General features: G+C 60.3%; 22 protein-coding genes and 3 pseudogenes. 5 read left to right on the top strand and 20 right to left on the bottom strand.

Features of this window, described 5'->3' with window-relative positions; all coding sequences use genetic code 11:
- From O4H53_RS07995 to O4H53_RS07985, 3 genes are read right to left on the bottom strand one after another with little or no spacing between them, the layout of a single operon-like run.
- Positions 1–1425 carry a gamma-aminobutyraldehyde dehydrogenase gene (locus O4H53_RS07995; RefSeq protein ID WP_269362765.1) on the bottom strand — a complete coding sequence of 475 codons (1425 nt, stop codon included), beginning with the start codon at positions 1423–1425 and terminating at the stop codon, positions 1–3.
- A gap of 27 nt (positions 1426–1452) precedes the next feature.
- Positions 1453–2469 (bottom strand): pyridoxal-phosphate dependent enzyme, encoded by a 1017-nt coding sequence (locus tag O4H53_RS07990; RefSeq protein WP_269362764.1) that lies wholly within the window; start codon positions 2467–2469, stop codon positions 1453–1455.
- Entirely contained in the window at positions 2466–3104 is a 639-nt protein-coding gene (locus O4H53_RS07985) for a helix-turn-helix transcriptional regulator (protein ID WP_269362762.1), read from the bottom strand. Before O4H53_RS07985 ends, O4H53_RS07990 begins: the two co-directional genes overlap by 4 nt.
- Before the next feature lie 92 nt (positions 3105–3196).
- Between O4H53_RS07985 and O4H53_RS07980 the strand changes: the two genes are divergently transcribed.
- Positions 3197–4261, top strand: a complete 1065-nt coding sequence (locus tag O4H53_RS07980; protein WP_269362760.1) for a threonine aldolase family protein — start codon at positions 3197–3199, stop codon at positions 4259–4261.
- Positions 4262–4461: 200 nt separating this feature from the next.
- On the opposite strand, the pseudogene O4H53_RS07975 reads toward O4H53_RS07980, so the two are convergent.
- Both O4H53_RS07975 and O4H53_RS07970 read right to left on the bottom strand, forming a co-directional pair.
- Positions 4462–4751 (bottom strand): annotated as a pseudogene (locus O4H53_RS07975) (transposase); the annotation flags it as partial.
- A 215-nt stretch (positions 4752–4966) separates the two neighbouring features.
- A complete protein-coding gene (locus O4H53_RS07970) occupies positions 4967–5809 on the bottom strand; it encodes a fumarylacetoacetate hydrolase family protein (RefSeq protein ID WP_269362759.1) in 843 nt (280 codons plus the stop codon).
- A gap of 405 nt (positions 5810–6214) precedes the next feature.
- On the opposite strand from O4H53_RS07970, the gene O4H53_RS07965 reads away from it, so the two are divergent.
- Positions 6215–7924 carry an FAD-dependent monooxygenase gene (locus O4H53_RS07965; RefSeq protein WP_269362758.1) on the top strand — a complete coding sequence of 570 codons (1710 nt, stop codon included), beginning with the start codon at positions 6215–6217 and terminating at the stop codon, positions 7922–7924.
- A 49-nt stretch (positions 7925–7973) separates the two neighbouring features.
- Positions 7974–8594 (top strand): VOC family protein, encoded by a 621-nt coding sequence (locus O4H53_RS07960; protein ID WP_269362757.1) that lies wholly within the window; start codon positions 7974–7976, stop codon positions 8592–8594.
- A gap of 60 nt (positions 8595–8654) precedes the next feature.
- Here O4H53_RS07960 and O4H53_RS07955 read toward each other — a convergent pair whose 3' ends face one another.
- From O4H53_RS07955 to O4H53_RS07910, 9 genes and pseudogenes are all read right to left on the bottom strand, one after another.
- Complete coding sequence (locus O4H53_RS07955; protein ID WP_269362756.1) at positions 8655–9416, bottom strand: GntR family transcriptional regulator; 762 nt, start codon at positions 9414–9416, stop codon at positions 8655–8657.
- 115 nt (positions 9417–9531) lie between these two features.
- The gene (locus tag O4H53_RS07950; protein WP_269362754.1) at positions 9532–10494 is read right to left on the bottom strand and encodes a branched-chain amino acid ABC transporter permease; all 963 of its coding nucleotides are present in this window, start codon (positions 10492–10494) and stop codon (positions 9532–9534) included.
- A gap of 3 nt (positions 10495–10497) precedes the next feature.
- A complete protein-coding gene (locus O4H53_RS07945) occupies positions 10498–11367 on the bottom strand; it encodes a branched-chain amino acid ABC transporter permease (RefSeq protein ID WP_269362752.1) in 870 nt (289 codons plus the stop codon).
- A complete protein-coding gene (locus O4H53_RS07940; protein ID WP_269362750.1) occupies positions 11360–12085 on the bottom strand; it encodes an ABC transporter ATP-binding protein in 726 nt (241 codons plus the stop codon). The genes O4H53_RS07945 and O4H53_RS07940 overlap by 8 nt, the downstream gene beginning before the upstream one ends.
- Positions 12082–12834 carry an ABC transporter ATP-binding protein gene (locus O4H53_RS07935; RefSeq protein WP_269362748.1) on the bottom strand — a complete coding sequence of 251 codons (753 nt, stop codon included), beginning with the start codon at positions 12832–12834 and terminating at the stop codon, positions 12082–12084. The genes O4H53_RS07940 and O4H53_RS07935 overlap by 4 nt, the downstream gene beginning before the upstream one ends.
- The gene (locus O4H53_RS07930) at positions 12831–14111 is read right to left on the bottom strand and encodes an ABC transporter substrate-binding protein (RefSeq protein ID WP_269362747.1); all 1281 of its coding nucleotides are present in this window, start codon (positions 14109–14111) and stop codon (positions 12831–12833) included. Before O4H53_RS07930 ends, O4H53_RS07935 begins: the two co-directional genes overlap by 4 nt.
- A gap of 594 nt (positions 14112–14705) precedes the next feature.
- Positions 14706–15720: pseudogene (locus O4H53_RS07925) on the bottom strand (IS110 family transposase).
- 334 nt (positions 15721–16054) lie between these two features.
- A pseudogene (locus tag O4H53_RS07915) lies at positions 16055–16225 on the bottom strand (ISL3 family transposase); the annotation flags it as partial.
- Between the two features lie 378 nt (positions 16226–16603).
- Positions 16604–17620 (bottom strand): zinc-binding alcohol dehydrogenase family protein, encoded by a 1017-nt coding sequence (locus O4H53_RS07910; RefSeq protein ID WP_269362745.1) that lies wholly within the window; start codon positions 17618–17620, stop codon positions 16604–16606.
- Between the two features lie 160 nt (positions 17621–17780).
- On the opposite strand from O4H53_RS07910, the gene O4H53_RS07905 reads away from it, so the two are divergent.
- On the top strand, positions 17781–18101 hold the full coding sequence (locus tag O4H53_RS07905; protein WP_269362743.1) for a winged helix-turn-helix transcriptional regulator: 321 nt from the start codon (positions 17781–17783) through the stop codon (positions 18099–18101).
- A gap of 40 nt (positions 18102–18141) precedes the next feature.
- Here O4H53_RS07905 and O4H53_RS07900 read toward each other — a convergent pair whose 3' ends face one another.
- The gene (locus O4H53_RS07900) at positions 18142–18939 is read right to left on the bottom strand and encodes an alpha/beta fold hydrolase (RefSeq protein WP_269362741.1); all 798 of its coding nucleotides are present in this window, start codon (positions 18937–18939) and stop codon (positions 18142–18144) included.
- Between the two features lie 103 nt (positions 18940–19042).
- On the opposite strand from O4H53_RS07900, the gene O4H53_RS07895 reads away from it, so the two are divergent.
- Positions 19043–19933, top strand: a complete 891-nt coding sequence (locus tag O4H53_RS07895; RefSeq protein ID WP_269363049.1) for a LysR family transcriptional regulator — start codon at positions 19043–19045, stop codon at positions 19931–19933.
- Between the two features lie 286 nt (positions 19934–20219).
- On the opposite strand, the gene O4H53_RS07890 is transcribed toward O4H53_RS07895, so the two are convergent.
- From O4H53_RS07890 to O4H53_RS07870, 5 genes are all read right to left on the bottom strand, one after another.
- The gene (locus O4H53_RS07890; RefSeq protein WP_269362739.1) at positions 20220–21185 is read right to left on the bottom strand and encodes an aminotransferase class IV family protein; all 966 of its coding nucleotides are present in this window, start codon (positions 21183–21185) and stop codon (positions 20220–20222) included.
- A gap of 28 nt (positions 21186–21213) precedes the next feature.
- Complete coding sequence (locus O4H53_RS07885) at positions 21214–22704, bottom strand: aldehyde dehydrogenase family protein (RefSeq protein ID WP_269362737.1); 1491 nt, start codon at positions 22702–22704, stop codon at positions 21214–21216.
- 218 nt (positions 22705–22922) lie between these two features.
- A complete protein-coding gene (locus O4H53_RS07880) occupies positions 22923–23906 on the bottom strand; it encodes an AraC family transcriptional regulator (protein ID WP_269362735.1) in 984 nt (327 codons plus the stop codon).
- Between the two features lie 78 nt (positions 23907–23984).
- The gene (locus O4H53_RS07875; protein WP_269362733.1) at positions 23985–24599 is read right to left on the bottom strand and encodes a TetR/AcrR family transcriptional regulator; all 615 of its coding nucleotides are present in this window, start codon (positions 24597–24599) and stop codon (positions 23985–23987) included.
- A 374-nt stretch (positions 24600–24973) separates the two neighbouring features.
- A complete protein-coding gene (locus O4H53_RS07870) occupies positions 24974–26116 on the bottom strand; it encodes an MFS transporter (protein WP_269362731.1) in 1143 nt (380 codons plus the stop codon).
- Positions 26117–26248 lie beyond the last annotated feature (132 nt).

The following is a 26248-nucleotide window of genomic DNA, read 5'->3' as shown; positions in this document are numbered from 1 at the left end:
CTAGTGCGCGATCATGATGTGCCGGATCGCCGTGTAATCCTCAAGCGCATGCAAGGACATATCCCGCCCATAGCCCGATGCCTTGAGCCCGCCATGGGGCATTTCGTTGACCAGCATAAAGTGGGTGTTCACCCAGGTGCAGCCGAACCGCAACTCTTTCGACACCCGCATCGCCCGCGACACATCGCGGGTCCAGACCGACGAGGCCAGGCCGTAATCGGTGTCATTGGCCCAGTCCATCGCCTGCGCTTCATCGTCAAAGCGCACGACTGTCACCACGGGCCCAAACACCTCTTTGCGCACGATCTCGTCGTCTTGGGTGACATTGGTGATCACTGTCGGCTGGTAATAGTGACCGTTGCCTTCACCCACCGCACCGCCGCACAGCACCCTCACCCCTTCGCGCGCACGGGCGCGCTGGACAAAACCGTCGACACGGTCGCGCTGTTTCGCCGTGATCAGCGGGGGAATTTCGTTCTCGGTATCGTCGGCGTTGTCATAGCGCAGGGTTTCAACCGCCTCCGACAGCTTTTGCGCAAAGACGTCGTGAATTCCGGCTTGAACATAGATGCGACAGGCTGCGGTACAATCCTGACCAGCGTTGTAAAAGCCGAAATTGCGAACCGCACCGACCGCCGCATCCACATCCGCGTCGTCAAAGACCAGCACCGGGGCCTTGCCGCCCAGCTCAAGATGTGTGCGTTTGATCGTGGTCGCGGCGGCGTTCAGCACGGCCTTGCCGGTCCCCACGTCCCCGGTCAATGAAATCATGTCGACCTGCGGGTGCCCGATCAATGCGGCCCCGACGCCGGGGCCGTCCCCTGTCAGGATGCTCACCACGCCCTTGGGCAAGATGTCAGCCACCAGCGAGGCAAATCGCAGCGCTGTCAGCGGCGTGTGTTCGGCAGGTTTCAGCACCACGGTATTGCCCGCCGCAAGGCTGGGGGCCAGCTTCCACGCCAGCATCATCAGCGGATAGTTCCAGGGGGCAATCGCGGCGACCACCCCCACCGGATCGCGGCGCACAAAGGATGTGTGGCCAGTCAGATATTCACCAGCCAACGGCCCGGTCATCGACCGGATCGCGCCCGCGAAAAAGCGAAAGCAATCGGCAGTGGCGGGGATTTCGTCATCGCGCACACAATGGAAAGGCTTGCCACAGTTCAGCGCCTCCAGCCCGGCCAGCCTGTCGCTGTCCGCCTCGATCCGGTCGGCGATTTGCAACAGCAGCGCAGCGCGGTCGGATGGGGTTGTTTCGGACCACGCCGGAAAGGCGCGCCGCGCCGCCATGACAGCCGCGTCGATCTGGTCTGCGCTGGCGGAGGGCACGGTGACTATGCCCGCACCGGTGCGCGGATTGATCAGCTCGATCGCGTCGCCACATCCGGGGGCAAAGCTGCCATCAATAAAGTTTGCGGTTTCCATTTGGCTCTCCTGAGGGGGCATACGCAGCTAGGGCCTGGTGTTCTGCCCCAGCGCTTTTGCGTGGCGGCTTTCGGTGATGTTTCCGCCGCACAACACGGCAAGCGGGCGCGGCATGTCCTGGGACTGCGACAGTTTTTGCCATCCAGCGACGGCCAGTGCGGCGGCCCCTTCGACCCGCTGCCCGCAGTCGGCCATCAGGTTTTTCATCGCGGCTGCGATCTGGGCCTCGGTGCAGGTGACAGAACTGGCCAGACGGTCGAGCGACAGCGGTATCGTGAGGCTGTCGGGGTCAATCTCGCCCGCCACAGCGCTGGCAAGGGTCGATTCATGGGCGCGCAGGGCGTCAGGCACCTTGCGCCAGTAGAGCGGCGCGGAATTCTGCGGAAAGCAGGCGTGCAGCCGGATATCAGGCCGCAGATGTTGCAACACGACTGCCAGCGCGGAAAACAACCCGCCGCCGCCGACCGAGACAAACACATCCGTGACATCGGGGTAGTCGCGCACGATTTCCGCCGCGATCGTCGCATGGCCCAGCAGAACGCCAAGGTGGTTGTAGGGGGAAATATACGTGGCCCCGTTGCGCGCGGCCAGGCTTGCGGCGTGGTGTTCGGCGCTCAGACAATCCGCGCCGTAGATGATGGTGCGCGTCGCAATCTGGCGCACCACTTCGTATTTGGCCAGCGACACATCCTCAGGCAGCACCACGGTCGCGGCTAGCCCGTTGCGCGCGGCCGCATAGGCGACTGCCAGCCCGTGATTGCCCGATGAAGCCGTGAAAACCTCGCCCTGAACCGCAGGCAGCACACCCGGGATGCCCTGCACAGCTGTCATCGCGCCGCGTACCTTGAATGACCCGGTAGGCAACAGGTTTTCCAGTTTCAGCAACAAGGGACCAGAACCGCCGATTGTGGCGGTAATGGTGGTTGAGTTGCGCAGATCATCCGGCAGCAGCTCGGCTGCGCGTCCGTGATCGTTGCGCAAGATCCGGGCGGCCTGATGTGCCGCATCGCTCTGCGCTTCTGACCAGACCAGACGGGGTGTCACAACCCGCTTCCCAGATCATTCGACTTGTCGCGGGTGGGGCGCATTGCCTTGTATAATGTCGCCCGTGAGATTCCCAACAACTGCGAAACATAGGTCGGTGAATTGCGGATGCTGAAAGCGCCGTTGGCATCCAGATCCTGAATCATCTCGGTGCGTTCGTCGCGGGTCATCGCCTCAAGCGATGTGCGCCGTTCGCGCAAAAACTCGTAGATGCGCGTGTTGATCTGTTCGCGCCAGTCGGTTTCGAACAGCACCGACGGCTGGTCCGCCTGTTCGGGTATCCCGATCAGAGATTGCAGCATCTCGGCAGCGGCATCAAAGCGCGAAACATCAAGATTGACACAGAACAACCCGGTTGCCGCCCCGTTTTCGTCGCGCAGCACGGCTGTTGTCGATTTCATCCGATGCAGATCGCGGCTGACCTTGGGATAAGGGCCCATCACATCAAGATCGAGCGAGATATTCTCGTCCATCGCCGTTTCGGAAGGATCACCCACCTTACGTCCGGAGATCGGATTGACGATATAGGCCACCGTGTCCGTTTCCAGATCATGCAGAACCACCTCCGCATGGGGGCTGAGCAAAGCAGCAAGGCTGTCGGCAATGGGAACGTAGTTTCTGAAGATTTTTCGCATGGGCCTAACCTATCCAGATTATACAAATTGTCAACCTTGGTCATTTAGTATAGTCACGACGCAACGCACCTGCAGGGAGGCAGCAGACCCTCATGAGTTTCGCCAGTGACAATCAATCCGGCGCATCACCCGCCGTGCTGAACGCCCTGATGCAGGAGTTCAGCCGGAACGGCACATCCTACGGAACAGATGAAGCTACAAAGCGGGCGGAAGACAAGCTGCGTGACGTGTTTGATTGTGACCTGGTTGCGTATTTCGTCACCTCGGGAACGGCGGCTAACTGTCTTGCCTTGTCTGCACTGGGTGACCCCTGGGGGGCAGTCCTGTGCCATCATCAGGCACATTTGCTGCGCGATGAATCGACCGCACCCGAGTTTTTGACAAATGGTATGCGCCTGGTGCCCGTGGCTCCGTTTGCCGCGCGGCTGGACGCTGACGCTGTTGCGGCGCAGATCGCAGCCATGCCCGATGACAGGCCCCATAATATCCGCCCTCAGGTCTTGTCACTCGCGCAATCCAGCGAGAACGGTCAGGTCTATACGCCAGTTGAAGTGCGCGCCCTGTGCCGTGTTGCCCACGATGCGGGGTTGCGTGTCCACATGGATGGTGCCCGCTTTGCCAATGCGGTGGCGCATCTGGGGTGCCATCCTGCTGACATCTCAGTGCGGGCCGGCGTGGACGTGCTGTGTCTGGGGGCGACCAAGAACGGTGCGGTGGCCGCCGAGGCCGTTATTTTCTTTGATAGAACACTGGCGCGGGAATTTCCCGAGCGGATGAAGCGCAGCGGTCATCTGTTGTCCAAGGGCCGCTTCCTGGGCACCCAATTCAGTGCATGGTTGCACGACGATCACTGGCTCGACCTTGCCCGTCATGCAAATGAAAAGGCACAGGCTTTGGCAACAGCCCTGACATCCATCAATGGGGTCCGCATTGCCATGCCGCCGGAGGCAAACGAGGTCTTTGCAGTGCTGCCCCGTCAGGTCTGCGCGCAGCTGGGCGCTGCGGGAATTGGCTTTGCGGAGTGGTACGGTGACGCAATCCTGCCAGACAAGATTGAGCTGGAGCGTGAAATTCTCGTGCGTTTCGTGACCTCATTTGCGAGCAATGAAACCGGGGTTGCAGCCGTTACCTTGGCCGGGGGAGTGTTGTCACGTTAACCCTCGATTGACATGCTCGACGAAGACGGTCAGGCGCTCGACGGGGCGCTGCAGACGGTCCGGAGCTTCGTTTGACACCTGCGAGACCATGAAACCGCCCGGCATCCAAAGACGCCGGGCGGCTTTCTTTTGCGTTCCGCAACCGCCTGGAGCGGCGTGAGACGGTGGAAGCGGGACTGCTCGTAAATCAGCGCGGCCCCCTGCCATTCGCCATCGCCGAGGAACTTGATCCCGGTGCGGTCCACGAGCAGGTTCAGCGGGCCATCCCGGCGGTCTGGCGAAGCGGCAGCTTGAACAGGATCTTGATAGACAGGCAGAATTGTATGGCCGCATCGGAAAACACTGGCGGGCGTCCCGTCCGACCGTCATGCGGCGCGCGCCAGGTCATGTCCTTGTCGAGTCAGATCAGCAGCGATCCCCGCTTTCGCAGAGACGCGTTGTAGCTGGACCAGTTCGTCGTGCGATAGCGGGCGGGAGATGGCTTGCTCATGCCATCCCTGTAACCCCATGGATTCGCGAAGTGAATCCTCAGACGTCAAAGTTCTGCAACAACGCCCATCTGTACTGTGAGGGAGAAGCGCGTTCTGTGCTGGCGCGGGCTTGATGTTGTCGGCTGGGCCGGCGGGCTGACGGCGATAGCCAACATTTTGCTTTGGCATGGCGCCCGGATCATATCCGGGCGCCACATGTTTGACGGGATGACTCTCAGGCTTCGTCCACGACACCGTTCGACAGCGTGCCGATGCCCGTAATCTCAATCTCGGCGGTCATGCCCGGTTCAAGGTAAAGCTGCGGTTCGCGGAACCGGCCCACGCCGCCCGGCGTCCCGGTCGCAATCACATCACCCGGCAGAAGCGTCAGGATCTGGGACAGATAGGCGATGATCTCGGGGATGGTGATTGCAAGGTCGTCGATGCCGGCCTCTTGTTCGACATTGCCGTCAATCCGGGTGGTCAGGGTCTGCTTGGTGATATCACCGACTTCGTCCGTGGTGGCGATCCACGGCCCCATGGAGCCAGAGGCCTCAAAGCTCTTGCCGGGCCAGAACTGCGTCGTATGCACCTGATAGTCCCGGATAGAGCCGTCATTGAAGCAGCTGTACCCGGCGATCACATCCCAGGCCACATCGGTGGACACATGGCGGCAGGTCTTGCCGATGATCACCGCCAATTCGCCCTCGTAATCGAACTTGTCCGAGACCTTGGGACGGACCAACGGCACCCCGTGCCCCAGGAGCGACGAGGGGTAGCGCGTGAAGATCGATGGGTAGGTCGGCTTGTCCCGCCCGGTTTCCTTGATGTGGCTCAGGTAGTTGAGACCGATGCAGAGGATTTTGTCCGGGTTCGGCACCGGCGACTGCAACGTCACCTCGTCCAAAGCGAGTTTCGGTCCGCAGCCCTTGAGCGCCGCCACGGCATCGGCTGTCAGGACGCCGCGCAGATCCGCATAGGTCCCCGACAATTCGGCTCCGGCATCGAAGACGGTCGTGCCGTCGGTTGTCCCATAGCTGGCGGTGCCGTCCGGGCGGAGGAAAGAAATAAGGCGCATTTGCAAGTTCCGTGATTGTTGCTGGTTTTTTGTAAAGCTCCCTGACACCGCTGTGTCTCAGGCGGCGGGTATGGGCGCTGGCTGTCGCAAAGGGTTGCCGTGATCCTTGACAAGGGCACGAACGGCGGTCTTTGTCTTGTGGCCCAGGAGAGCCTTCGCGATCAGTGCACGACCCGCCACACTGCACGCATGGCCTGCGTTCATCAGGCGAACATGCCTGGATCCTAGGTAGACATCGCGACCGTCTTCTGACGCCATATTCAGACACATGTCAGTTCCATTCCTTTGTGCCCATCTGCGGAGCAGCAAATTGACTGTACCGAATAAAAATATAAAATCCTAATTGATTTATAAAATATTGGTGGGTATTTGACAAAGCCTGACATGCGGCACGGAGGAGGACCCATGCAGAACCAAAAGATCGTCATCGTTGGCGCCGGGCCGACCGGCCTGTCCGCCGCGTGCCTGCTGCACCAGCGCGGATACGACCCTATCGTGCTGGACCAGCGGACAGAACCCGAGGGCCTGCCGGCCGCCCATGTGATCAACGTCAGGACGATGGAGGTGCTGAGCGAGTTCGGCGCCGGCGATCGGGCCATCGCAGCGGGCGATCCCGAGGCGTTTAAGGGGCATATCAACTGGGTCGAAAACCTGGCCGGGCGCAAGTTCGGCGTGTTCCAGTTGACGGCCATCGACATCGAAGGTGACCGGCCGGTCGCCGGCATCCCGTCGATCAACATCCCGCAGAACAAGCTTGAGACACAGATCCGGTCCCGGCTGGAAGAGATGGGCGGGCATGTGTGGTACGGCCACAAGGTCACGCAGGTCACTCAGGATGCCGACAGCGCAAAGGTGTCGGTCGAAACCGAGGCCGGAACCAAGGTGATCGAGGCGGACTGGGTGATCGGCTGCGACGGCGCGGGCAGCACCGTGCGCAGATCGACGGGCATCAAGATGATCGGCCCGCAGTCGTTGGCCCGGTTCATGACCATCTACTTCCGCGCCGATGTGGATCACCTTCTTGGGTCGGACTACGGGGTTCTCTACTGGATCTGCGGGATGGACGCCCGCGGCCTCTTCATCAATTTCGAGCGCACCTCGCGCAATTGGGCCATGCTCGTGCCGATCGGGGACCTGCCGCTTGAGACCTTCGACGAAGCGGCGGCGCTGAGGATCGTGCGCAAAGCCATCGGTGAAGAAGACATCCCGGTCGAGCTGGTCGGCCTGTCCGGCTGGAACATGAGCGCGCAGGTCGCCGATGGATACAGGGAGGGCCGCGTGATTCTGGCGGGCGATGCCTGCCATCGCTTCCCCCCGACCGGGGGGCTTGGGCTGAACACCGGCGTCCAGGACGCGCAGAACCTGGTCTGGAAGCTTGACGCGGTGATCCGGGGGCAGGCGCCGGTCGGTCTGCTGGATACCTACCAGCAGGAACGCCAGCCGATCGCGCAGCGCAATACCGATCACAGTGTCAGCAACTTGCAGAACATGGCCGCGATTGACGAGGCACTCGGGTTTCACACGCTCGCCCCCATTGCCGCCGATGCCGCGGACGGACCGTTTCGCGTCTTCCCGTCGAAGCAGATCGGAACCGATGGCGACAGCCCCGAGGCGGTGGCGAAACGCGCGCGTGTCGATGCCGCGATCCAGGCGCAGGCGCCGCATTTTTCGCAAGGGGCCGAGGTGGATCTGGACTTCACCTATCAGCAGGGCGCGCTGAGCGCGGCTTGCCGCGACCCCGCGCGCGAAGCTGTGGGCGGGGCCTGTATCGGGCGCCGCATGCCCTTTGCCAATGCCGGGCGCGGCTGGGGCGGATCGACCCTGGCCGATGTCGCAAAGGACGGCCTGACCCTTTTTGTCGATGGACCGGGCTGGGATGAGGCCGTGCGGGTGGCCACGGACGCGACCGGGCTGGCGGTGACGGTGCGGACCCTCGCGGATTACGGTCCGCATGCGGTCGACTTGATGGGGATCGTACCAGGCGGTGCCGTCGGCGTCAGGCCCGATGGACATGTATCCTGGATCGCCCGGACCGCACCGTCCGATCCGGTTGGCGCGCTGATCGCCGCCGTCTCGGACAGCCATTGTCTGGACCTGCGCGGCCCGGCGGGCTGACGGGCCACCCAAAGGGGCCAACCAATCTTAATCAACTGGAGAGAGAGCCATGAACAGCACAGCGCCAGAGGCGTCGGACCAGGTCATAATTCCCGTCCTGCATCACGTCACGCTCAAGACCGGGCGCCTGCAGGAGATGATCGACTGGTACGGCACCCTTGTGGGGATGAAACCGCTTTACCAGTTCGAAGGCGGCGCCTGGATGAGCAATGACCGGGCGAACCATCGCATCGGCTTGCTGGCGACCCCGGACATCACCGACGACCCCGATTTTCGCATTCACAACGGCATGCACCATTCGGCCTTTGAATACGACACGATGGACGAGCTTCTGCTGACCTGGGAGCGGTTGGAAAAACAGGGCATTACGCCGCATTTCACGGTGGATCACGGTCTGACCACGTCGTTCTACTATGCCGATCCCGACGGCAATTCGGTCGAGTTGCAATACGACAATTTCGGCGACTGGGACAAATCCTCGGACTTCATGCGCAATTCGCCGCTGTTTGCGGCCAACCCGATTGGCCAGCCGGTCAGCCCGCGCAAGATGCTTGCGGCCCGGCGCGCCGGCCTGGACGGGGCAGAGGTGCAGAAGAAGGCCTATGCCGGCGACTACCCCCCGGACGAGGACGAGCTCTTCGACGGCCGCTTTGGCAAGGACGAGGTCTGAGCGGCGCAGCCCGACAGACAAGCAGAGAGCCCCGCGGCAACGCGGGGCTCATTTCCACGATCAGTCCTGAACGGAGTCCCGGCGGATGGAGGCCCAGGACACGGGCAGCAGCTCGATCATCGTGTTGGGCGTGACCCCACCCATCTTTTCTGCCGCATCCAGAACATCGCGGGCGGTGCGCATAAAATGTTCGGTCATCAGCGCGCAGGCTTCGTCGGTTTTCCGGGCCTGTGCCAGTTCGGCCAGGTCCATATGTTCCTGCCGGGCGTCCCGCTGTCCCAGCTTGATGCTCATGGCATGCGACAGGAAGCGGTACCGTTCGGTCTTGGAATAGAGGTCATTTCGCAGATCAAGCTGGAAGGTGTTGGGGCAGGCCGAAACCAGCGCCAGGTGAAACTCGGAATGGGCGCGCACCCAGTTCAGCGACGGTCCGGTGCCATCGGTCTTTTCCCCGTCATCGTCGGCCCGTAGCAGCCGGTGCAAACCGGCGACAACGCGGGTTTCCCATTCGATATCGCCGTGGTGAATGGATTTGCGCAGGCATGAGACCTCGATCTCGGTCCGGGTCTCGGTCAGCTGGGACAATTCCACCCAGGACATGGGCGCGACGGTGTAGCCGCGTTGCGCCTCGGGCACAGTCATGCCGTCGGCGGACAGCCGTGACAAAGCTTCGCGCGCCGCGCCCAGGCTGACCCCATGCGTGTCGCAAACATATTTCATCTTGATCTTCGAGCCCGGCGCGAGACGGCACTCGACGATATCCCGACGGAGCGCTTGATAGACCTTTTCCGTCTGGGTCGGGGTTTGCTTTAACGCAGGCATATTCTTGATTTCTGAATTCTATCTGAAATTATGACGACTGCCGGTGCGGTTCAAGGCCGCCCTGTCCGGCCCGGGGCGCCCTGGTCCTTGGAGTTTGTTGTCGTTGCCGCACCATTCAGTGGCGCGCGCGTATGGATTTGACCGTCCGGGTCAGAATGACGACCAATCCGCGGGGCTCTAATAGCATGACGCCGACGGCCAGAACACCCATGGCGGCAAGGTAGAGCGGCCCGAAATCGCTAAGCGTTTCGCGGAAGAGGACAAAGGCGATGGCCCCGACGATTGGCCCGGTGACCGTGCCCAGACCGCCGATGACAACCACAAAAATGATCATCACGGTCCAGTCCTGCAAGCTGAAGGACCCCGCCGGGCTGATCCTGAGCTTTTGCAGCGTGTCGATGGCACCGATCACGGCCAGCATGCCGCCGCAAAGGGAAAAGAGCACCGCCCGCGTCAGCAGCGGATTGATGCCCGCGGCAACGGCGGCCACCTCGTCGTCGCGCAGGGCGCGGATGGCCAGCCCGGCGCGGGATCTCAGCAGTAGAAGCATCGAGGCCATCACGATCCCCAGCATTCCGAGGCATAGCCAGTAGGTATTCGCGATCCTCTCGCTGACGCCCGCGCCGAACATCTTGATCGTAGCCGTCGCGAAAGATGACCCGGTGCCGCCACCAAACGCGGGACGCTGGCCGAGGATCAGCATCAGAACCTCGGCCAGAACCCAGGACGCGATGGCGAAATACGCCAGCCGCAGCCGCGCCAGCAACAGGAACGAGGGCAGAGCGACCAGACAGCCGATGGGAAACGTCAGAGCCAGCGAGAGAAACGGATGTATCCCCAGCAGCTGCGTCAGGGCAAAGAACGCGTAGGCCCCGAGTCCGACAAAGGCATGCTGCCCGATGGACACGATGCCAAGGTATCCGGCCAGCAGGTTCCAGAGCTGCGCCACCGCGATCAGCACGAACAGGTCGGTCATGTAGCGGATCTCGCTCCGGCCCAGCAGGACCGGGCCAAGGGCCAGCAGGGCGACCGCCACGGCCAGCAGGAGGATCGACTTGCGGAAATCTGTCTGTGTCATGGTTCAGCCCACCACCTTGGGAAAGAGACCCTGCGGACGGATCACCAGGACGAGAAGAAAGACGAGATGCCCGGCCAGCGTCTGATAGGACACATCGATACTGGCCCCGACCATCTGCGCCAGAGCGATGACGATCCCCGCCGCCAGGGTGCCCCAGAGGTTGCCAAGACCGCCGATCACCACCACCTCGAAGGCGATCAGCAGGCGCGACGCGCCGCTGAAGGGGTCGAAATTGGTCTTGATGCCCATCAGGACCGCCCCGACGGCCACGGTCAGCATCACCATCATGAAGGCCTTGCGGAAGGTGGCGGTGATGTCCACGCCGATCAGCCGCGCATTGTCTTCGCTGTCGGACACGGCCCGCACCTGGATGCCGAACCGCGAGCGATAGATGATCGCCTGAAACACTGCGATGAGCGCAATGGCGATCCCCAGGATCAGCACCGCAAGAACGCTGACATTGATCCCGGGCAAGGGCGAGACGCTCAGCTGTTCGATCGCCCCCGCATCCAGCTTGCGCGGATTGGTGCCGAACAGCAGCAGCAGGCCGTTCTGGATGACCACGGCAAAGCCGAAGGCCACCAGCATCGGCACCAGCGGATCGCGCCGATCCACCCGTTCGAAGATGCCGATCTGAAAGGTGAGCCCACCCAGCAGGGTCAGCGGGATCAGGATCAGCAACGCGAGGAAGGGCGAAATCGCCAGCGTCTCGCTCAGGACAAAGGCCACATAGGCCGCCAGCACCAGCACGTCGCCATGCGCGATGTTCACGATCCGAAGCACGCCAAAGACCAGCGACAGCCCCAGGGCGTAGATCGCAAAAAGGCCGCCCAGCAGAATGCCCTGGATGACGATATTGGCGATATCAGTCATGATCCCCTCCGAAATAGGCGCGTGTGATCTCGTCCTGATCCGCCTGCGCAGAGAGGCCCTGCGCGGTGACGCGACCTTCCAGCAGGCAGTAGTAGCGTTCCGAGGATTTTATGGCGCGGTTGGTTTCCTGTTCCACGATCAGAACCGCCATGCCCCCCGCCACCAGGTCCTTGATGACGTCATAGAGCCGGTCCACCACGGTCGGCGCCAGGCCCAGGCTGATCTCGTCGCACAGCAGCAGGCGGGGGCGGGCCATCAGCGCACGCCCGATGGCGATCATCTGTTGCTGCCCGCCCGACACCAGCGTGCCCTGAACATTGCGGCGTTCCTTGAGTTCGGGAAATATCTCGAACACCTTCTCGATATCGGCGCCGTCATGGCCGCCGATCGCGGCGCCGAGGCGGATGTTTTCTTCCACGCTCAGCGAGGGGAAAATCTTGCGGCCCTCGGGCACCAGACCGATCCCGGCCTGGGCCATCTGGTTCGGGCTGCGCCCGGTGACGGCCACGCCATCAAACAGGATCTGCCCGGCGGAATAGGGCTCTGCCCCGTATATCGCCTTGATGAGAGAGGATTTTCCGGCGCCATTGGCACCAAGGACGGCCACGGTTTCTCCGCGGTTCACGGTCAGGCTGACACCGTCCAGGGCGCGCAACCCGCCATAGCGCAGGTGCAGGTCCGAGACCTCCAGCAGAGGTTGGGAATGATCGGCAGTCATGTGGCTTCTTTTCCGAAATACAGGCGGCGCACTTCTGCGTTCTCGACCAGATCGGCAATCGGTCCGGTGGTGATGATCCGGCCTTCGGCCAGCACCGCCGCCTCTTTCACATATCGTTTGAGCGCGTGCAGGACGTGCTCGATCCAGATCACGGTGGTGTCCGGCATCACGTTCTGGTCGAGGATGCCAAGCAGCTCGTCGCATTCGCCATCGGTCAGCCCGCCCGCGATTTCATCAAGCAGCAGGATGGACGGATGAAGCGCAAGGGCACGGGCCAGTTCCAGACGTTTCAGATCGAGGATCCCCAGTTCGCCCGCGATCTCGCTCTCGCGTCCCGCAAAGCCGGTGCCGCGCAGCGTCTCCATCGCGCGGTCGCGCGCCGCGGGTTGCGACAGCCCCCCGCCATGGGTGAGGGCGACCATCAGGTTCTCGGTCAGGGTCATCCGCGCGAACGGCTTGGGGATCTGGAAGGTGCGCGCGATCCGGGCCTTGGCGATGGACCAGGGCCTGACCCGGCCAAGCGGCTGCCCGTTGACCGCAATCGTGCCCGAGGTTGGCCGGATGAGCGCGGTCAACAGATTGAACAGCGTGCTCTTTCCCGCCCCGTTCGGACCGATGATCCCAAGCCTTTCGCCCTTTTTCACGTCGAGGGACAGGCCGTCAAAGACGACCAGCCCGCCGAACACCATGCCCAGGGACCTGACCTCAAGGGCCAGGTCGCCGGGCGCCGCCCCGCCCTCTTGCCTCATGCCGGAAGCATCGGAAGCGTTGTGGCCTCGACCTTGACGTCGGGGGCAAAGGTGTTTTCCGTGATCGCCAGCCGCAGCGGAAACTCCGTTCCCTCCAGCCATTGCCCGCCCGCGATCGGGGTCACGGCGGTATTGGGGAACGGCCCCTTGCTGAAATCGACCCGGCCGACAATCGTGTCATCCGAGATTGCGGAAATCCCCTTCTGGACGGATTCCGGATCGTCCAGATCCTCGACCCGGGCCAGACCGGCAAAAAGCACCTCGAACATGGCCAGCTTGAAGCCCAGCTGCGAATTCCACTGGCGCCCGCTCGCGGCATGATACTCGGCCACCACCTCGGCGGCGGTCTGTCCGGTGATCGGGGAGGTATAGGGGAACTGCGGCCCCCAGGGCACTTCGGTCACCAGCCTGTGCGCACGCTCGCCAAAGGTCTCAAGCGCGCTTGGGAAGGCGGATGTCTTGCCGGCGTAAAGCACCTTGGGAATGAAGTTCTGCTGGATCGCCTCGTTGTAGAAGGTCGTGAATTCGGGCGGGGGAATGATGCCGTGCACGATTTCGACATTGTCGGCCTTGAACTTGGCCACCGCCGCCGAATAGGAGGCCAGCGGCATGTCGAACCGGCCCGGATCGGACAGGGTCATGCCCTGTTCGGCCAGCACCGGCGGAAAGATCTGGGCGAAGGTATTGCCGTCGCTGTCATTCGGCCAAAGCGCGCCGACCACACGGTTGGTGTCGACCTGGCCAAAGATCTGAAGGATCGCACCACCGGCCTGTGTGCCGCTGAAATAGAAGTGGTTGGTCCATTCGAACCCGACCGCCGGATCGCCTTTGCGGCCAAGGAAATAGGGTTCAAGTGGCGCTTCGGTTGTCAAGCAAGGCATGCCGTTCAGCTCGCATTGATCGGCAACAGGGTTCGTCGTCTCGGGCGTGCCGCTGGCCATGATGACATCGACCCCGTCATCCAGGATCAACTCAAGCGCGACCTGTGAGGCGCGGTTGGGGCTGGATTGCGTGTCCTTGATGACGAATTCGACCTGACGGTCCGAGCCGCCCACATCCACCGTGTATTTCGTTGCCCGTTCAACCTGGTCCATGACAAAGGGCAGGTGTTCGGCAAACAGCGCCAACGGCCCAGTCCGGGGAAGCGCGATGCCTACGCGTACAGGCCGGATCTTGGCAAGCGCCGGCATGGGAAAGCCGGCAAGCGCACCGGCCACAAGCCCGGTGCCGCCGGCCAGAAACGATCTTCGAGTGGTATTCTGCCTGCGTGACGTCATTGGATGTCCTCCCTTTTCAAAGCGGCCCGGGTAGAGGGTGCGTGCAATACGCTTCCGTCCTCCCGCCCTCCTCTTGAACGTTATGTTCCGGGCGGGCGTCTCTGGGGGCCCGAACAACTTATCGAAGACAACAAACATGCTGTCAATTAATTTATATTTTATGCAATATTTCATACTTTATGAGACTAAAGTGCGATCTTGCGTCTCGCATGGGCAGGCGTTCTCGGAATAGGCCGACACGTGAGCGACGCGGAGAGACTGCATTCCGGCGTCCGCGTCGGCGGTGCTTTGTCCCCTGAAAACTGGACCGTTTGAAGCTGGAGGGTATTGCCATGTGTGGACGGTTGCTATTTAGCAAGGTTTTTTTGACGTCGTGATCATCGCGGGTTGCGGTCATGTGTCCGGCCTTTTGCGCGGCACTGTTGGCCGCTGGCCCTGATGAATTCCGCTTGCCAGGTCCCTATCAAGTTGCCGGACTATGTCTGTCCTGGCAATGCCACGGGGTGTTCTGGCGGCGGCTTGCTTTGATCATCATCTCGTCTATTGTCCTTGCATCTCAGTGCGCTGCGTAAACAATGCAGCGCTGTTCACTGTTTATGCGGCTCGATAGGTTCCTCCTCTTACCAAGAGCGCCCATATGATCCGAGCGGTTTTGTTGGCCATTGCTACACTGACCAGTCGAGAGGTCTTGCGTTCTAGCAGGCTGCAGATCCAATTCTGCGGTTCGCGTTTGCGTATCAGCAACACGCCTCAGAATAGCTGTGGCCCCAACCACGAGGAGTTTACGCAAATATCCGTCACCCATTTTGGTAATACGTCCCAATCGCTCTTTGCCACCGGATGAATTTTGTCTGGGAACCAACCCGAGAAAGGCCGCGAATTGGCGTCCGGATCGGAAGAGCGAGGGGTCCGTAACTGAAGCAGCCATCGCTGTCGCGGTCAGCACTCCTACTCCCGGAATGGTCGCTAATCGCTGGCTAGTTTCGCTCGATCGGTGCCATTCAAGGATCTTGCGATCCAGTGCGCGGATTTCTTGTGTCAGACTGGTGAGTTGATCGGCCAGACTCAGCAAAGCAGATCGGGCGACGTCTGTGATGCCGCCATTGCTGTCTTCTTCGAGTTGCTGGATCAACCCGAGAACATTTTGAGGTCTCTGTGGCGCAATTATCCCCAGCTCAGCCATACGCGCGCGCAGTGCATTTATCAACATTGTGCGCTGCCGTACGAGAAGGTCACGGACCCTGTGCAGCATCATGGCCGCCTGCTGATCGACACTTTTTATGGCCAAAAAGTGCATATTCGGGCGCGTTTCAGCCTCGCAGATCGCCTCCGCATCAGCCGCATCATTCTTTTGCCGCTTAACGTAGGGTTTTACATAGGCTGGGGGAATGAGCCGCACATCGTGGCCTAGCGCCGTGATCTCACGGGCCCAATGGTGCGACGTCGCACAAGCCTCCATGCCGATCAGGCAAGGGGGCAACTTAGCCAAGGTATCTAAGACTGCACTCCGGCGAAGCTTCTTCTGCAGAACGGTCTGGCCTGCCGCATCGACACCGTGAAATTGAAAAACTGACTTTGCAATGTCGATTCCTATCGTTGTAATTTCCATCTGGGCGGTTCCTTTCAGAGCTGGTTCAAACACCAGCACTTTGGCACATTGCGGTGCCGGTGGGTGGAACCGTCCACCTCATCAAGTTGTTTTACGTCGGTGTGACAGTGCGTTCATGGCTTGTCTAAGCGGTCAGTTCGCAAGTGGAATCGGCCCAGAGTGCGAAAGCATCGCTGCGAGCGTGGCGATATGATCTTGCGGAAAGGCGATGACGTTTGGGCGAAACAGAGCGGCAGTTTGATCATGTGTCAATCGGCAGGCAATCTTGACCCCCTATCGGCATCTAAAAATGGCTCTGACGCAATTTTGGTGCAGCTTCGGCGCTCCCCCAATATTAGGACGCTTCAACGAGCCGGGCCCTGAGCAGATCGATGTTCGCCCGACCAGACATCTGGCGCTTGAGGGTCTTGAGGTGGTTAATCTGTCCCTTGGTCTCCCCGTTCGACCATGGTTCCCGCAGAGCTGCGGTAACCGCAGCCTGATCTCGCCGAAGCCCACGGGCGAAGGCGTCGAGCAGACTCTACTCCGCCTCATCCAACCATGTTTCCGCGTTCCGGAGTCGGGGGGCCGAGGGTAGAAGCCTCGTGCCGTCCTTTTTGTTATGACGCACGCGGAAATTCATCCACTATCCTGCCATCGCATGGGAAGTTATCTAATCGAGGAGCGAGCTATGAAAGCTAAAACTGCCGTCCACGAAACCAGCAGCAGGCCAATTTGGCTCATCTTTCAAACACCATTTTCGATGCTCGAATCTCGAACCTTCAAGGGTACGCTCCTTTTTGAATGAGTGGATAGGATTACTCTCGTGCTGGTTTGGTTGAGTGGAGACGCGCCTCGAAGACGCCGGCGTTGCTTCGGCCGCGCCTTGAGTACGCTATCGTTCCTAAAACCCCTCTAGCGCGATCTTGCCTTTGGCCTTGCCGCTTTCGATCAGAGCATGGGCGCGCCTGAGGTTCGCTGCGTTGATCGGCCCGAAATTCTCCGCCAGCGTCGTGCGGATCGTACCGGCATCGACCAGACGCGATACCTCGTTGAGCAAAACACCCTGTTCCGCGATATCGGCGGTGCCAAACATCGAGCGCGTGAACATGAACTCCCAATGCACCGACGCGCTCTTGCGCTTGAAGGGATTAACGTTGAGCGCAGCTGGATCGTCGATCAACGCGAAACGACCTTGCGGCGCGATCAACTCCACGATCTCGTCAAGATGCTGATCGGTGTTTGTCGTTGAGAAGACGAAGCCGGGCGCACCGATTGCCAGGGCTTCAACCTCCTTCGCCAAAGGCTTGGAGTGATCCACGACATGATGTGCGCCAAGCTCGGTCGCCCAAGCTTTCGTCTCCGGCCGCGAGGCTGTCGCGAGGACGGTCAGGTCCGTCAACTTGCGGGCGAGCTGGATGGTGATAGAGCCGACGCCGCCAGCGCCGCCGATGATGAGGATCGCATGTGCAGCACCGGGAACGGCACGGCCCTTCACGTCGAGGCGGGCGAACAGGGTTTCCCATGCCGTGATCGCGGTCAACGGCAGCGCCGCCGCTTCGGGCCAGCCAAGCGTCTTCGGCTTACGACCGACAATGCGTTCGTCAACGACGTGGTACTCCGCATAGGTACCGGGCCGCGTGATTGAGCCAGCATAGAACACCTCGTCGCCAGGCTTGAACAAACTGGCGTCCGGCCCAGCCTCCACAACGACGCCAGCCGCATCCCAGCCCAGGACCTTCCAGCTATCCGCTTCCGGTCGGACATTCGCACGAACCTTGGTGTCGGCTGGATTGACCGATATGGCCTTGATCTCCACCAGCAGGTCGCGGCCCGAAGGCGTGGGGCGCGGCAGGTCTGTATCGACCAGCGAATTGTCGTCTGCAATGGGAAGCGGGGTTTGGTATCCGATGGCGCGCATCTGCGTCTCCTGTTCGAGTCAGAATTTCATGTCTGGCTACAGGTGACGCTCCGGCGTATTCTTCGCAAGAATGCACATAAACTGCACATAGTGTCAAAAAGGATACTGTCTCTTGCCGCGCCCACGACATGAACGTTTCGACTGTAGTCCCGGTTGCCCGGTGGAGGCGACGCTTGCGCTGATCGGCGGCAAGTGGAAGGGCGTGGTGCTCTGGCATCTGCTCCAAGGCACGCTGCGCTTCAACGAAATCCGCCGCCGGCTGCCGAACGTGACACAACGGATGCTGACCAACCAACTCCGCGAACTGGAGGCGGACGGCTTCGTGATCCGGACCGTCTATGCCGAGGTTCCGCCAAAGGTGGAATACAGCCTTTCGGAGCGTGGCCGAAGCCTTGAGCCCGTTATTCTCGCGCTCAAGGCATGGGGCGAGGCAAATGTCGAAACCGCTGGCGCTTCAGGAGCCCGCAAAGCGGCCGAATAGCGGTTGCCGAGCCACGCCCCGATCATTGGCCGAGACCGGCTCATGAATGTGTCAGGAAATCTATGACCACACGATCGAATTCCTCAGGTCTTTCCACATTCAGCAAGTGCACGCCGTCCATCATCACGAGCTTCGACCGTGGTATCTCCGCTGCGATGGCTTCGCTGTGGCTTGCCGCTGTGACGGTGTCATTCACTCCCCCGATGACCAATGTCGGCGTCGTGATAAGGGAAATGCTGCGTCGTGTGTCGGCATCGCGAACCGCGGCGAAGCTCCCCGCCAGACCTTGCGGATCGGTAGAAATCACCATCTGTCGAAACGGTTTACATCTGTCCGGAGTGCTTCGGAGCATTGGTTCCGGGAACCAGTTGCCAAGGAACATGTCGGCAAAGAAGTTCATGCTGTCGGGTTCGCGGGTCTTCTGGATCAGGTCGTCCCATTGAGGTCTCGGCCCCAGATAGGGCGAAGTATTGGACAACACGAGACGATCGATCCGCTCTGGCGCATGGATCCCAAGCCATTGTCCGACGAACCCGCCAAGCGACAACCCGCAGAAACAGGCGCGGCTGATCTGCAGATGGTCGAGTAACTCAAGGACGTCGTAACCAAGGCGGTCCACCGAATAAGCGCCTTGCGGGACGTCCGACCCACCGTGTCCCCGCATATCGTAGCGGACAATGTAGAATGACTTGGCGAATTCTTCGATCTGAGCGTCCCACATATCATACGTCGTGGCGATCGAGTTCGCCAGAACGAGCCATGGCTTCCCTGGGTCGCCATCAAGGCGATAAGCGATCTTGCAGGTGTCGCCGGTCGTAAAGTGACGTTCTTCGGTCATAGCTGATTTCTCCTGTTGACCTCCCGAACATAGCCGCGAGAAAGTCCGGATAAATTACAATGTTTGAACAGAGTCAGTCGTGAAATCAAACAGTTTGAACGGTATGAAAATCGGCGATCTTCAGGCCTTTGACGCCGTTGCCCGGACTCTCAGCTTTGCCGAGGCCGGCCGGTTGCTGGGACGCTCACATCCATCCGTATTTGCTTCGTTGGGCCGTCTCGAAGCGCGACTTGGCTTGGAGTTGCTCGATCGCCGCGGGTATCGGTCAAAGCTGACCCAGGCTGGAGAGAAGTTTCATCTGCATGTCCAGCATGCGCTTCACGAACTGGGAAGCCTCGTCGAGATCGCAGAGGAGTTGCGGAGCGGTCGCGAGCCCAGACTTACCGTTGTGCTGGGTGACCTTTCGCGCAGAAAAATCGTTCTGGGCCTGCTCGCTCAGTTCTTTTCCGATCGCCCTGGCACTCAGCTCAACCTTGACTTTGAAGCGATTTCGGGCCCGTCCGAACGTGTCCGCACTGGCACCGCCGATCTTGCCATACACCGCGTCAATGACGGTGATCTCGAGCTCGAAGTGCTTCCCCTGGAGCGCGTAAGACTCATTCCCGTGGCCGCTGTCGGCTTCTTTGACGTTTCACCTGATCGGCTTTCCGTCGACATACTGCGTTCGCGTGCGCAGTGCGTGATCAGGGACACAGCGAGCGAAGCCGGACAAAACTTTTTTCTGGTGGACGGCGCTCCCCGGTGCACCGTTCCGGATCATGACATGAAGAAGGAGCTGATCCTGCAGGGGTTAGCCTGGGGACATCTGCCGGGCTTCATGGTGGCGCAAGAGTTGAGGGACGGCACCTTGATCGACATTGGCTGTGACATCCTACCCGGACGGACGGAGACAATCGGCTTGATGCGGAGGCGCGGAACGCACCGAGGACCAGTCGCAGAGGAGCTATGGAACGCCTTCAAGGCGCTGCCGATTGCGGTTGGCACCGATGTATGAGTGCGGGAGGTTGGATATCCCCTCGCCTCGCAGGCCTTCCAGCACAATCCTAATCTTCTCTTCGCCGAAATACTGCTTGCGCGCGGAGATTGAAGTCTTTGATGATCTTCTCGATAAAGCCCTTCGTTGTTTATCTCAACGTCCACTCCTTTGTGGTGACGATGAACCACAAACACTCCCTTATCAAATCGACCGAAATGGATCTACGAGCGCTGTCGTCAGACAGGCGTACAGTACGATCCCGCACGCTTTTTCCGGCGTGCGAAACCGCAAAGACAGAAAGTCATTACAAAGCGGCGGGAACTTCCGCAGCAAATGCTTCGTGGAGTTGTGTAACAAATTCCGGAGCGTCGGAAATGGGTGCGCTTCCGATCCTGCGGACGGCGATGCCCGGAGTCAGAGAGTTCATTACAACTGCGCCAGACATTCTGGACAGATCTTCCTGCCTGACTTCCTCGACCTTTTGGGGGACGCCCAGCCGATCAAGTTGCCTCCGCACGATACCCATTGTGGTGCCCAGTAAAATGGCGGCATCGGGCCAGATCACCGTCTCGCCATCCCAGAAAGCGAGATTCCAGATCGTGCCTTCACTGATCCGGCCCTGACGGTCAACAAAAAGCGCATCGTCGAAGCCCTGCCGGGCGGCTTGGCGCATGTAGTACGTCTTGCCGACCTCTCCGACATGTTTCACATGCGGAAGGTCCCTTTCATGCTCGACTGCCGCCAAGGCGAGCGGACCCTCCTGGGCTTTCCAAGGTCCAACCGTTCGCACCAACATTTGCGGCGTTGCATCGTGTCCTGACGCAGTGAACTCGCCCGCCTGGGAATAAATCGTTGCGATCACCGAATGATCGGGCGGGCTGGCTTCTACCGCCGCGCGAAGGTAGTCCTTAACTTGATCGTCCGGCAGGGCAGTACCGTACATCTCCAAAGATGCATCGCGCAGTCTTTTCAGGTGAAGGTCAATCGCCCGAGTCTGACTGTTGCGCACTTGGAAGTAAGTCGCGTGCGCGAAACCCGCGAATGTAAGAGGTTCGAGGGCTTCTAGATCTGTGATCGGATGGCCGTTTCGGTGGAGAACGAACTCACCACCGGCCGAAGTCGAAGTGGTTTCGGCGTGAGCCGAAGAAACGCCAAACGAAGAAGTCAAAGCAGCCGCACTGACCAGTCCCGTCATCGTGAGAAAACTCCGTCGACCGCCGCCGTATTCCCCTTCAAATTGCTGACTATTCATTATATTAGATTGTTTCATTTCACTTTTCCTCTCTTTATTCTCTTGATCAGACAGCAAACCAAGGCGGGTTTACTTGTGTTTGGACAGTGATTGCTTTGAGGTGCGTGTACATATTCAGCGTCTCATGACAGAACTCACTGCCGATACCGCTCTCTTTGAAGCCGCCGAAAGGTGAACCTGCTGCAAGGTTGAAGTAGTTGTTTATCCAGACGTTGCCCGCCTGTAGCCGGTCTGAGGTATCCCACGCGACCTTCAAGTTGTTTGTGTATATTCCGGAGGCGAGGCCGTAGCGGACATTGTTCGCATCATGAATCAACTGCTCATAATCGTTCCATCGTATGACGGAGAGGACAGGCCCGAATATCTCTTCCTGCGCGATGCGCGTGTCATTTGTTGTCTCGAAGACAGTGGGCTCAAAGAACCAGCCCGCGTGGCAGCCAACCACTTCGACACGGCTGCCGCCGGTCGCCAATGATGCATCCTTCTTGCCGATGTCGATATAGGACTGCACTCGGCGGCCCTGTTTCTCGGAGACCATGCAACCTAAAAGCGGCCCATGCGACGTGGGATCGGTTACCCGGATGCGGCTCATGCTGGCGGTAAGGCGCTGCATGAAATCGTCGTAAATCGCGTCGTGCAGGAACAGCCGCGTCCCCGCGAGACAGGATTGACCATTGCAATACATGGCGGCAAAAGTGGTGTTGTCGACGATAGAGTCGATGTCGGTAGGATCTACATCCGGAAAGACGATGTTTGGACTTTTGCCACCCAGTTCCAGCGAAACCGGTACCAGCCGGTTTGCACCGGCGAGCGAAACGATGCGCCCAACTTCGGAACTTCCGGTGAAAGCGAGTTTCGTCACGTCTGGGTGCGCTGTGAGCGCAGCGCCGACCTCTTCACCGAGGCCCGGCACGATGTTGATGACGCCCGGCGGGAAACTCTCCGCGATCAGCTTGCCCAGCTCTAGCGTGGATAGCGAAGCGTTCTCATCTGGCTTGAGCACCACGGTGTTGCCTGCCGCCACGGCCGGAGCGATCTTGAACGCAGCCATGATGGCTGGAACATTCCAGGGAATGATCTGGCCGCACACACCATAGGGTTCGCGCTTCGCAACAAGATATCCATTCGGAATCGATCGCCCGAAACCCTCGTGTGTCAGGGCTGCGGCGGCGAAATAGCGATATTGCTGCACTGCGATGGTGTGATCAATGCCGGTTTCCCACAGTCCTCGACCGATATCCAACGTGTCGATCATCATCAACCGGGCAGCTTCGCGTTCGATTGCATCGGCCAGTTTGTTCAGACACGCCGCGCGTTCTTCGGGAACAAGCGCCTTCCACGCTGGAAATGCGGCTTTGGCAGATGCGACAGCGTCGTCGATTTCTGCCGATCCGCAGCGGGCAATATCGGCCAGATGCTCGCCGCTTGCGGCGGCAATGGCCGGAAAGGTCCGCGCGGATGCGGGCCGAAACTCATTATCAATAAATGCTCCGTAGACCCTAGAAAGGCTCCCTCGAGCAGTTGACACATCTGTCATCCGTTTTCCCCTGTCATTCTCGTGCTCTAAAGATTGAACTCCAGTCGTGGCTCGCTTCCATGTCTGGAAAACATGGGCCACGAAATCGGCGGTTGGCAGGTCGGTTCCAGCCTGGATTAAGCGAAAATCCGTAGCTTGACCGACAAGAGCAACCGAGTTCACGCTAGGAGAACAGGGCTTCCGCTGTCTATCCGCATCTGGTGGAACATCCCAACCCGCTATCCGTTTCTTGCAGTTCTGCGGGTTTGGCTTGGTAGTTCTCCGAACCGATCACGATAAACTGATGCAAACCGGCCTAGGTGGAAGAAACCGTGAAGCATTGCAAGATCGGCAAGCTCCGTTTCCGGGTTGGCTTGAAGTGCTGCACGCACCGCATCGAGCCGCAGACCGCGAAGCCAAGACATCGGAGCTTGCCCTAGATGCGCATGGCAAAAAGTGTTCAACTGACGTTCGGAGAGCGCAACGACGCTAGCAAGATCGGACAAGGTGACGGGGTTGCAAAGGTTATCCATGGCATAGCCGTACAGCCGGTCAAGACGCCGCCGGTCATGGGTGAAACGGGTGCTCCATTCTTCACTTGGATGGCGCTGCGTCGATTGCTGCTGTAGCATCAGGAACATCGCCATACCCTGCTCCATATGAGCAAGCCACGGCTGAAGCGCCTTGTTCTGGGATCTGCCGGCCTCCAACGCGACAAAGGCGTGAAGCTGGGCGAGCCATTGCCGGTTGGCAGCGGCGGACAGTAACAGCCCTGGATTCTGACGCAATGCACTACTGAGTGCAGGCGCCCGCATCGCGTTTGCAGTCTCTTCTAGAAGCGAATGTGGTAAGCGCAGAATCAACTGTTCGCTATTCTGTGCCCACCGAAGTTTGATATTGCGACTAGGCGTGCTGACAATTGCCTGCCCCTGCCTGACAGTTTGCCGTACTTGATCTGCTTCGACCTCGATATCGCCCGAAAGTGAATAATGGATTAGCGAGAATCGGTCGTATAGGTCCGGAAAGATGTCTACCTCGGCACCGTATCGCAACGAATAGAGCGAGAGACGAGGCGTGTCGAACTTGTACAGTTGGGTGTCAACTGGACCAGCATTCCACTTGAGATGATGGTCTGCAAGTTCGGTTGACACAAGGGCGTGGGAATCCATCCGCTCGCTGGAATGAAATATGCGGCGCTGGTAGAGCGCTTCTAGCCCCGACATTCGATCCTCCTTTCATCGAACCAAGACAATCAGCTGAACGCGACGCCTTACCCAGCACCCGGTCGCCGTCCTAATCCATTAACGATCGCTCCTGTCGATCATCGCGACGATGGTTTCAAAAAGTTCGTCCTGTGCCTGCCGCTCTGTGATTTCACCAGTCGCGGCGGCATGGGACAGGGCGTCTGCAGCCCCCAGCATTGCCCAGAAGGCGGCGGGCCCGATGCCATTCGCGCCGGTGAAGGGTGCCAGCGCCTTTCGGCACTTCTCGATGAACACCTGTTGATAGCTGCGCTTCACCGCCTCCAACTCGGGGGAGCCGGCAAGCCCGGCAAGCACCCCTGGAATTTCGCGACCTTGGGTCAGCACGCATTCGACATAGGAAGAGGCAATTACTCGGGCGGCTGCTTCCAGAGTCGGTTCGCTGGCCTCTATAGCAGCGTCGATAACCGCCGTCTGGCGCACGTCGAAATCCTGATAGAGTGCGGTCAACAAACCGTTTCGCGTGCCGAAGTGGTCATAGATCACCGGCTTGCTGACCCCCGCCTCATCCGCCATACGCGGTAGCGTCAAGGAGTCAGTACCTTCTTCACTGGCAAGCCGCCAAGCCACGTCGAGGAGCTGGCGAAACCGGTCCTCGCGGCTCAAACGAATGCGCTTTGCGGTATTCTGACTGCCATCTGGCGTGTTGGACATAATTATACACCAAAGGTAATATACTTATAGTATATACGCTACAACCGTCGAAAGCAACTACCCCCGTGGTCTTGACCCCTGAAACCGGTCCGGTCTAATGGCAAATTTCGGGCACACTTCAGAAGCGGTCACTTCTAGCAGCGCAAACCACGCGTCGCCGCGCTTTAGCACCCCCTCAAACCCGTGCTTCACTTCCTGATAGGGTGCCAACCGCCCTGTCAGGAAGGCATGCCAGATGTGAATCCAGAGGCCACTGGCCGCGCGAAAGACGACTGCCCGGAACCCAAAATGTCGAATGCTGCCTTCCGAACGATTGACGGCTTATGGCTCTGCTCAACTCGACGGACCGTGCGTCGGGCTTGAGGATCACCACCTCAATGGTTGGCGTTCGGTGCTCTTGCCGATTTCGGCGGCATGAGTGCAATACACGCAATTCCGATGAGCGTCAGAGCGAGACCAGCGACCAAGATCGACCCGACGGCGAAAAGCGACGCCGCCACCGCTGACCAGACCGCGACCCCGAGGTTCATCGCACTGGCCCCGAGCGCCATGAGCACGCCTATTCGGCTCTCCGAAAGTCCCGCGAGATAGGTCTGTAGACCAGGGGCACCGAGACCGCCGAGCACCGCCCAGAGGGCCATCGCCAAGGAAGCCGTCACCAAGCCAAGTGGCAGGGCGAAGAAAGCAGCGATGGCGGCGAGAACGCCGATGAGGCAAAGCTGCACCAATTGCCGGCCGTCGCGAACGCCCCCCATGACAAGAGGCATCAGCAGGTTACCCGCCAGCGTCGCGACGCCGAATCCGGCATAGATCGCACCGACGCCGCCGGTCCCGAGATCGGTGATCTCGCGAATCCGTTCACCCGCGATGGCGAGAATGCCGATAGCGCCACCCAGACCGAGCCCCATGGCGAGGATCGCGCTGAATGCGCCGGGCACCAGGATCGGCCCTGACATGGGGGCGGCTCCTCCGTGCGAGACGCCGCCTGGCAACCAGCGCAGCCCCAGAACCGAGACTGCACCAGCCGCGGCAAGACCGGCAAAGGCCCAGTGCCATCCGAGCAGATTCGTAACCGCGGACCCGTAGAGGGGGGCGAGGATGATCCCCGTCGTCAGGCCGGCCTGGACCGCCGCGATATTCGCGGGCGCGCGGGATGGGCCGCTGTCGGCCGCGCTGGCGAAGGCGATCGGCAGCATTCCCGCCGCGCCGATGCCGGTCAGCACCCGCGTGGCCAGCGCCGCGCCAAATCCGGGGGCCAGCGCCGTGCCGAGCGATCCCAGGCAGAAAAGCACCACCGAGGGCAAGAGCACCCGCCGTCGGCCGATCCGGTCGGAGAGGCCGCCGAGAACGGGAGACAGGAGCGCGAGGGGCAAGGCGTAGGCGCCGATGAACAAGGTCACTCGCTCCGGTGCAACGCCAAGGTCGGCTCCGATCGGCGTGAGGATGGGGCCAAGGAGGAATTCGTCGCTACCGACCAGAAACGCGATCAGGAACAATAGGATGGTTTGAGGTGTCATGTCCGGGGTCTTCCCTTTCGTTGCGATGCGAAAGGGTGCTTCGGAAACTTTCGATCCGGTCGAACGTCGCGCTGCGGCGGGCTTTGGGATCACCGATCAGGCGGTCGATCTGGGCAAGCTTATGCCGCAGAT

Origin of the sequence: Sulfitobacter sp. G21635-S1 (assembly GCF_027213915.1) — a bacterium.
Lineage (GTDB): Bacteria > Pseudomonadota > Alphaproteobacteria > Rhodobacterales > Rhodobacteraceae > Sulfitobacter.
This window is presented reverse-complemented; position numbering and strand designations above follow the sequence as displayed.

Bases quoted from the DNA above. Each gene is read 5' to 3' on its own strand.
- O4H53_RS07995 (WP_269362765.1), bottom strand. From the start codon at position 1,425: ATGGAAACCGCAAACTTTATTGATGGCAGCTTTGCCCCCGGATGTGGC.
- O4H53_RS07985 (WP_269362762.1), bottom strand. From the start codon at position 3,104: ATGCGAAAAATCTTCAGAAACTACGTTCCCATTGCCGACAGCCTTGCT.
- O4H53_RS07980 (WP_269362760.1), top strand. From the start codon at position 3,197: ATGAGTTTCGCCAGTGACAATCAATCCGGCGCATCACCCGCCGTGCTG.
- O4H53_RS07970 (WP_269362759.1), bottom strand. From the start codon at position 5,809: ATGCGCCTTATTTCTTTCCTCCGCCCGGACGGCACCGCCAGCTATGGG.
- O4H53_RS07965 (WP_269362758.1), top strand. From the start codon at position 6,215: ATGCAGAACCAAAAGATCGTCATCGTTGGCGCCGGGCCGACCGGCCTG.
- O4H53_RS07960 (WP_269362757.1), top strand. From the start codon at position 7,974: ATGAACAGCACAGCGCCAGAGGCGTCGGACCAGGTCATAATTCCCGTC.
- O4H53_RS07955 (WP_269362756.1), bottom strand. From the start codon at position 9,416: ATGCCTGCGTTAAAGCAAACCCCGACCCAGACGGAAAAGGTCTATCAA.
- O4H53_RS07950 (WP_269362754.1), bottom strand. From the start codon at position 10,494: ATGACACAGACAGATTTCCGCAAGTCGATCCTCCTGCTGGCCGTGGCG.
- O4H53_RS07945 (WP_269362752.1), bottom strand. From the start codon at position 11,367: ATGACTGATATCGCCAATATCGTCATCCAGGGCATTCTGCTGGGCGGC.
- O4H53_RS07940 (WP_269362750.1), bottom strand. From the start codon at position 12,085: ATGACTGCCGATCATTCCCAACCTCTGCTGGAGGTCTCGGACCTGCAC.
- O4H53_RS07935 (WP_269362748.1), bottom strand. From the start codon at position 12,834: ATGAGGCAAGAGGGCGGGGCGGCGCCCGGCGACCTGGCCCTTGAGGTC.
- O4H53_RS07930 (WP_269362747.1), bottom strand. From the start codon at position 14,111: ATGACGTCACGCAGGCAGAATACCACTCGAAGATCGTTTCTGGCCGGC.
- O4H53_RS07910 (WP_269362745.1), bottom strand. From the start codon at position 17,620: ATGCGCGCCATCGGATACCAAACCCCGCTTCCCATTGCAGACGACAAT.
- O4H53_RS07900 (WP_269362741.1), bottom strand. From the start codon at position 18,939: ATGACCGAAGAACGTCACTTTACGACCGGCGACACCTGCAAGATCGCT.
- O4H53_RS07895 (WP_269363049.1), top strand. From the start codon at position 19,043: ATGAAAATCGGCGATCTTCAGGCCTTTGACGCCGTTGCCCGGACTCTC.
- O4H53_RS07890 (WP_269362739.1), bottom strand. From the start codon at position 21,185: ATGAAACAATCTAATATAATGAATAGTCAGCAATTTGAAGGGGAATAC.
- O4H53_RS07885 (WP_269362737.1), bottom strand. From the start codon at position 22,704: ATGACAGATGTGTCAACTGCTCGAGGGAGCCTTTCTAGGGTCTACGGA.
- O4H53_RS07880 (WP_269362735.1), bottom strand. From the start codon at position 23,906: ATGTCGGGGCTAGAAGCGCTCTACCAGCGCCGCATATTTCATTCCAGC.
- O4H53_RS07875 (WP_269362733.1), bottom strand. From the start codon at position 24,599: ATGTCCAACACGCCAGATGGCAGTCAGAATACCGCAAAGCGCATTCGT.
- O4H53_RS07870 (WP_269362731.1), bottom strand. From the start codon at position 26,116: ATGACACCTCAAACCATCCTATTGTTCCTGATCGCGTTTCTGGTCGGT.